Source organism: Rahnella sp. P4_A8, from assembly GCF_056402435.1.
Genome location: NZ_JBFUHK010000112.1, coordinates 1 through 5,935, shown reverse-complemented (window position 1 = coordinate 5,935; position 5,935 = coordinate 1). Strand labels below are relative to the sequence as shown.

General features: G+C 52.0%; 5 protein-coding genes and 1 pseudogene. 2 read left to right on the top strand and 4 right to left on the bottom strand.

Features of this window, described 5'->3' with window-relative positions:
- The 4 genes from AC1DUO_RS23030 to cecR all read right to left on the bottom strand — a co-directional run.
- Positions 1–330, bottom strand: a 330-nt coding sequence (locus AC1DUO_RS23030) for an ABC transporter permease (RefSeq protein ID WP_477988922.1), incomplete at its 3' end; no start/stop codon positions are given.
- Positions 323–2,068: an ATP-binding cassette domain-containing protein gene (locus tag AC1DUO_RS23025; protein ID WP_119262440.1), complete on the bottom strand. Its 1,746-nt coding sequence runs from the start codon at positions 2,066–2,068 to the stop codon at positions 323–325. The genes AC1DUO_RS23025 and AC1DUO_RS23030, both read right to left, overlap by 8 nt.
- Positions 2,055–3,059 (bottom strand): secretion protein HlyD, encoded by a 1,005-nt coding sequence (gene hlyD / locus AC1DUO_RS23020; RefSeq protein ID WP_013578162.1) that lies wholly within the window; start codon positions 3,057–3,059, stop codon positions 2,055–2,057. Before hlyD ends, AC1DUO_RS23025 begins: the two co-directional genes overlap by 14 nt.
- 13 nt (positions 3,060–3,072) lie before the next feature.
- On the bottom strand, positions 3,073–3,744 hold the full coding sequence (gene cecR / locus AC1DUO_RS23015) for a transcriptional regulator CecR (protein WP_013578163.1): 672 nt from the start codon (positions 3,742–3,744) through the stop codon (positions 3,073–3,075).
- A 524-nt stretch (positions 3,745–4,268) separates the two neighbouring features.
- Here cecR and AC1DUO_RS23010 point away from each other — a divergent pair.
- Positions 4,269–5,429, top strand: coding sequence for an iron-containing alcohol dehydrogenase (locus tag AC1DUO_RS23010; RefSeq protein WP_013578164.1), 1,161 nt, complete (start codon positions 4,269–4,271; stop codon positions 5,427–5,429).
- Between the two features lie 142 nt (positions 5,430–5,571).
- A pseudogene (locus tag AC1DUO_RS23005) lies at positions 5,572–5,935 on the top strand (transposase); the annotation flags it as partial.

Genomic DNA, 5,935 nt, shown 5'->3' with positions numbered 1-5,935 from the left:
GTCTGTAGGGATAACCACTATGCCGCGGATTTTTCCCGCCTGCATGAGCTGAATCAGTTCGTGGCGGTTATCGCTGATGGTCGGCTGAATGTAGGGCGAAGCGCTGATGGTATGAGCGAAACTCAGCGCTTCTTCGCTTTGCTGTTCCAGCAGAATCCCCACGTGCAGGCGGCTTGAATCCAGGTTGATGCCAAAGCCGAAAATAAAAAGCAGCAGCAGGGGGATCACCACAGCAATCAACCAACTGCTCGGGTCACGCGCAATCTGGCGCGTTTCCTTCACGCAGAGGGCGCGTACTCGCCTCCATGAGACTATTTTATGCTCACTCATGCGTGTGCTCCTTATCCCACTTGTTTATCAGCGTGATAAATGCCTGTTCCATGGTTGGGTCGACCTGCTCGTCGTCTGCCGCCTGCTGTTTGAGATCGTCCGGCGTGCCGCTGGCGATAAGCTTGCCACGATATACCAGCCCGATACGGTCGCAATATTCCGCCTCGTCCATAAAGTGTGTGGTGACCATCACGGTTACACCTTTTTCAACCATGTCGTTGATGTGCAACCAGAATTCGCGCCGTGTAATCGGGTCAACGCCAGACGTGGGTTCATCAAGGAACAGAATATCCGGCTCATGCATCAGTGAGCAGGCCAACGCCAGGCGCTGCTTGAAGCCGAGTGGCAGGGAATCTGTCGGGCTGTTAAATATCGGCTGGAGGTTAAACGCTTCGCTCATACGGGAAATTTTGTCGTCCTGCACCTTGCCGTGCAGCCCGTATACACCTGAGAAGAAACGCAGATTTTGTGCAACCGTCAGGTTGCCGTACAACGAAAACTTCTGTGCCATATATCCCAGATGCTGACGGGCCTTACCGGAGCTGGTTTTCAGATCCATATCCAACACCAGCGCCTTGCCAGAGGTCGGCACTAGCAGCCCGCACATCATTTTAAACGTCGTGGATTTACCCGCGCCGTTCGGCCCAAGCAGCCCGAAGATCTCGCCGCGCTGTACGGTAAAATTGACCTGGTCAGTCGCTGTGAAATCACCAAATTTCTTTGTGAGCTGTTTGGCTTCAATCACCGTTTCTTCGGAACTGCCTTCCACCGTATGCAGTATTTTTCCTAGCGGTGATTCCTTCGTGCCGGTGCCCCCCAGCAGTTCGATAAACGCATCTTCAAAACGCGGGACGGTACGCGTTATTTGCTCCAGAGACAGATCCAATGCTTGTGCCAGCTCTTCTATAGTGGCGTCTTTTGCCAGTATCAGACGTACGGAACGCCCCTGGATCACACCGTCGCTCACCTGCGGCAATTTCAGCGCCCGCTGAAGTAGCTTGCGGTTGTTTTCTCCCCCATGACTCACCAGCAGCGAACGCCCGGCCATTTTCTGCGTCAGCTCTTTTGGTGCTCCGTGATACAGCAGCTCGCCTTCGTTTAGCAGCAGCACCTCGCGGCACTGTTCGGCTTCGTCGAGGTACGAAGTACTCCATAGGATCAGCATCCCTTCACCTGCCAGTTCGTGCACCATCTGCCACAGCTCGCGTCGCGAAATGGGGTCTACGCCGACGCCGGGCTCATCGAGCAGCAGAACCTTGGGTTGGCCGACCAGTGTACAGGCGAGGCCTAGCTTCTGCTTCATACCGCCGGAAAGTTTGCCGGCGAGGCGCGAGGTAAAGGGACCGAGGGAAGTAAATTCTAGCAGCCGCGCAAATGTTTTTTTACGTTCCTCGTCCGTCACTCCACGCAGGTCTGCGTACAGAGTGAGATTTTCCATTACCGTCAGGTCTTCATACAGCCCGAATTTTTGCGGCATGTACCCTACTACGGCGTGTAGGGCACTGCCATCTTTGATTGGGTCGAGGCCTATGACCTGTGCACTTCCCCCGCTAGGTTTCATCAAGCCTGCCAGCATACGCATTAGCGTGGTTTTCCCTGCGCCGTCAGGCCCCACCAACCCGGTGACTTCCCCCGGGTGGATTTCACATTCAAGGCTTGCTACCGCGGGTTTACCCAGTTCAGGGAAGTTTTTCATCAGCCCCTGCAAGCGGATGATGCCGCTGTCATAGCGGGTCATGCTGGGCACCATTGTTAAAACTTACGGTGACCGGCATACCCTGACGCAGCGAATCGTCGGCATCGGTCACGATAATGCGCAGGCGATAGACCAAATCGGTGCGCAGATCGGGCGTCTCAACCGTTTTAGGGGTGAACTCCGCGGTAGGAGAAACAAAGCCAATTTTGCCGTGATAGGGCTTTTCGGGACGCCCGTCGGTATAAATCTGCACTTCCGTACCCGGCTGTACATTGTAAAGACTCACTTCATTCACATAAGCACGTACCCACACCGGGCGTGTAAGGGAAAGCGTTAATACCGTGCTACCCGCGCTGAGCATGCTCCCTGGTTCAACAGCGCGAGTAAGCAATGTGCCGGCGGATGGGGCGGTAAGCGTGGTGTCCTGTAAATCCAGCTGCGCCTGGGAGAGCTGTGCTTTAGCCTGTTGCAGACTGGCCTGTGCCTGGGCAATCTCTTGCGGGCGGTTACCGTTGTGGTACTGACTGAGCTTATCGCGCGCGGCTTTCAGTGTAGCTTTTGCCTGATCGCTTGATGAACGGGAATTTTCCAGCTCATTTGCAGCAATCATGCGTCTGGCCCACAGCCCTTGTTGGCGCTGGTAAAAATTCTGGGCATAGTCATAGGCAGCCTGCGCCTGATTCACCTGCGCGGCCACCTGGGCAATTTCTTCGTCACGGTAGCCGGCAATAATCAAATCAAATTTCGCTTGTGTCGCTGCAACGTTTGCTTCCGCCTGTTGCAAGGCGTTTTGATACGGGCCTTTGTCCAGTTCCCCGAGCGTTTCCCCAGCCTTGATTGAATCGCCTTCATCGACCTGCAACGTAGCGAGGCGACCACCGACGCGAAAGCTCATGTTCACTGTGCGAATATCCACATTCCCGTAGAGCGTTAATGGCTTTTCCTGCTCGCTTTGATACCACATCCAGCCGCCAAAACAGCTGACCAGCAACGCAATAACAACGAGCACAACCATGGGCTTTTTATTTTTCATGGCACGATCTTCCTTAATTAACAGACAATCCCAGCAGGATGAAATCGACGTGGGTTAACACAACGCTACTGATTTGCTGCCGGTTGGCCTTATCAAAGTTTGTCCAACCGGTGCGTAGTAAAATAGTTTCCCGCCCCAGTCGGAAGGCCAGAATCTGTCCGAGCAAAGCGTGAGTATGCAAAATGGTTTCGGTATCCAGGGGATCACGTCCAGTGTAACGGCCCACAAGGGAAGTCAGGTGGCTGTGCATCGGTGCTATCACACGATCGTGGATGAGCTGATAAGCGGGTGTTGGCGAAAGCTGTTCGCGAGAGATAAATTTGCTGAGATTCAGAGTTTCATCGGAGGTGAGCAGCCTTATCATTTGCTCACATGCCGTATGAATTAGCTGGCGGATTTGCGCTTTGTCTGATGGCGACTGACTCATAACCTCTTCGGCGCACTGCATGTGCTCAAGAAAATTGTCGTTGATAAAATCAGCAATCCACCCAGCAGAAGCAATATACAGCTCTTCTTTTGAGCCGAAATAATAGGTGATAGCCGCAATATTTTGCCCGGCAAGAGCCGCGATATCACGGGTGGTCGCCTGCAAGCCATATTCACCAAACTGAGCGATGGCAGCTTTAATAAGGCTATTTTTAGCCTGTTCGCCACGAGAAGTTATGGGAGGTTGAGAGGTCGGCATATTGCCTCATAAAAGAGTTAATCAATCGATTGATTAAAAATAGGCCGAAACAAATAGGCTGTCCAGCGATGTGTTTGTATCCTGCGAGGTGGTGCGGACGATTTATTGGACTGTCAGGAAATTGTTTATGTATTCGTACGAAGATCGGAGACAGGCCCCTTCATCGCCGCCGTGTATGGCTCACCCGATTATTTTCGCCGCTTCCCTCTGCCGCAGACGTCGCAAGATTTGCAACAACATTTGTGTATTGGCCGGCGTGAAATCTCCAGCGGTAACCTGAATCGACCAGGTCAACGACCAACCAGACATGCAATGTGAAAAAAGATAATTCTTTTTGTTATAAAGACCATTCCTTTTGTGAGGTTGTTCTCTGTTCTTTACCAGTAATCCCTTACCATTGTCGTGGATATGTTCGGTCCGCGCTTTTGTTCGCATCACCCGCTCCGCGCTTGATGCATTTTGTCTACCGCTCAAAAGCAGTCATGGACACATTAACAATCACATTTATGAACAGGGGAAGCTCAATGTCGACATATTATTTTCTGCCAACACGAAATGTATTTGGCGAAGGCAGTGTTCAGGAAGCCGGTACGCTGGCAAAAACGTTAGATGTAAAAAAAATCATGATTGTCACGGACGCTTTCCTGGCAAAAAGTGGCATGGCGGACAAAGTCGCTAAAATTTATGAAGAAGCCGGTATTGAAGCGCGTATATTTGGTGGCGCGGAACCTAACCCCACAGATAAAAACGTAGAGGCGGGGATTAGTTTTTACCGGGAACATGGCTGCAATGGTATTGTTTCACTCGGTGGCGGTTCCTCCCATGACTGTGCGAAAGGTATTGGATTAGTCGCAGCCAATGGAGGAAATATTCACGACTTTGAGGGTATTGATAAATCCAGCAACGATATGATCCCATTAATGGCAATCAACACCACCGCAGGTACCGCTTCAGAAATTACCCGTTTCTGCATCATCACTGATACAGCACGTAAAGTTAAAATGGCGATTGTTGACTGGCGCGTGACGCCTCAAATCTCGATTAACGACCCGGAGCTCATGGTCGGGATGCCACCTTCACTGACCGCCGCGACCGGCATGGATGCGTTAACTCACGCCATCGAAGCGTACGTGTCTACCATGGCGAACCCGCTGACTGATGCCGCCGCGCTGCAAGCGATCAGGATGATCACCCAGTACCTTCCCAAAGCTGTGGCAAACGGCGAATATATGAAGGCAAGGGATAATATGGCCTACGCGCAGTACCTCGCCGGGATTGCCTTTAACAACGCTTCTCTGGGCTATGTCCATGCGATGGCGCATCAGTTGGGCGGGTTCTATAACCTTCCCCATGGGGTATGTAATGCCATTCTGCTGCCTTATGTTGAGTACTTTAACTTGATTGGCAACCTTAATCGCTTCCGCGATATTGCAGAGGCCATGGGGGAAAACGTGGCCGGGCTCTCTACCGATGAGGCTGCGGTTAAAGCCATTAACGCCATCCGCCGCCTGAGCAGGCAGGTTGGCATTCCTCGCGATCTGAAAAGCCTGGGCGTCAAACCTGAAGATTTTGCCATCATGGCCGAGAATGCGAAAAAAGATGTCTGCCAGTTAACGAACCCGCGCAAAGCGACTAAAGAGCAGGTCATTGAACTCTATCGTCAGGCTTATGAAGGCGAAGAGTAACGTTAGATAACTGCGCGACGATGGGCCTGAAAAACCTTCACCGTAAATGAATTAAGGCCTGGCTGCAGGTGACCTGCAGCTAAGCTGTGTCCCTTAATCATCCGGGCTATAGTAACTATCTGTTTTCAAGACATAGTAAACTATGCCTCGCTACGACCTTCCCGGCGAAGCATGGACCATCATCCAGTCCTTGTTGCCTCTTGAGCCTGCTACGCCACGGGGCGGACGGCCATGGGCACAGCACCGCATGATCATCAACGGCATGTTCTGGGTGTTGTGTTCAGGTGCCCTATGGCGCGATTTATCTAAACGATAGGGGCCGTGGAAAACCGTTTATCCGCTTTAACCAATGGTCAAAATCGGCAGTGATTAACCTTATTTTCAACAGGTTGCTTTATGGCCTTGTTGACTGGTCTGCCACAGCGATGGATGGCAGTAATATCCGGGCGCTGAAATGTGCTGCCGGCGCTCAAAAAAACATCCCTATATAACCGGAGATAATGGGC

What these genes read in the sequence shown, in the direction of transcription:
- cecR (WP_013578163.1), bottom strand. Translation starts at nt 3,744, where the DNA reads ATGCCGACCTCTCAACCTCCCATAACTTCTCGTGGCGAACAGGCTAAA.
- AC1DUO_RS23010 (WP_013578164.1), top strand. Translation starts at nt 4,269, where the DNA reads ATGTCGACATATTATTTTCTGCCAACACGAAATGTATTTGGCGAAGGC.
- AC1DUO_RS23025 (WP_119262440.1), bottom strand. Translation starts at nt 2,068, where the DNA reads ATGACCCGCTATGACAGCGGCATCATCCGCTTGCAGGGGCTGATGAAA.
- hlyD (WP_013578162.1), bottom strand. Translation starts at nt 3,059, where the DNA reads ATGAAAAATAAAAAGCCCATGGTTGTGCTCGTTGTTATTGCGTTGCTG.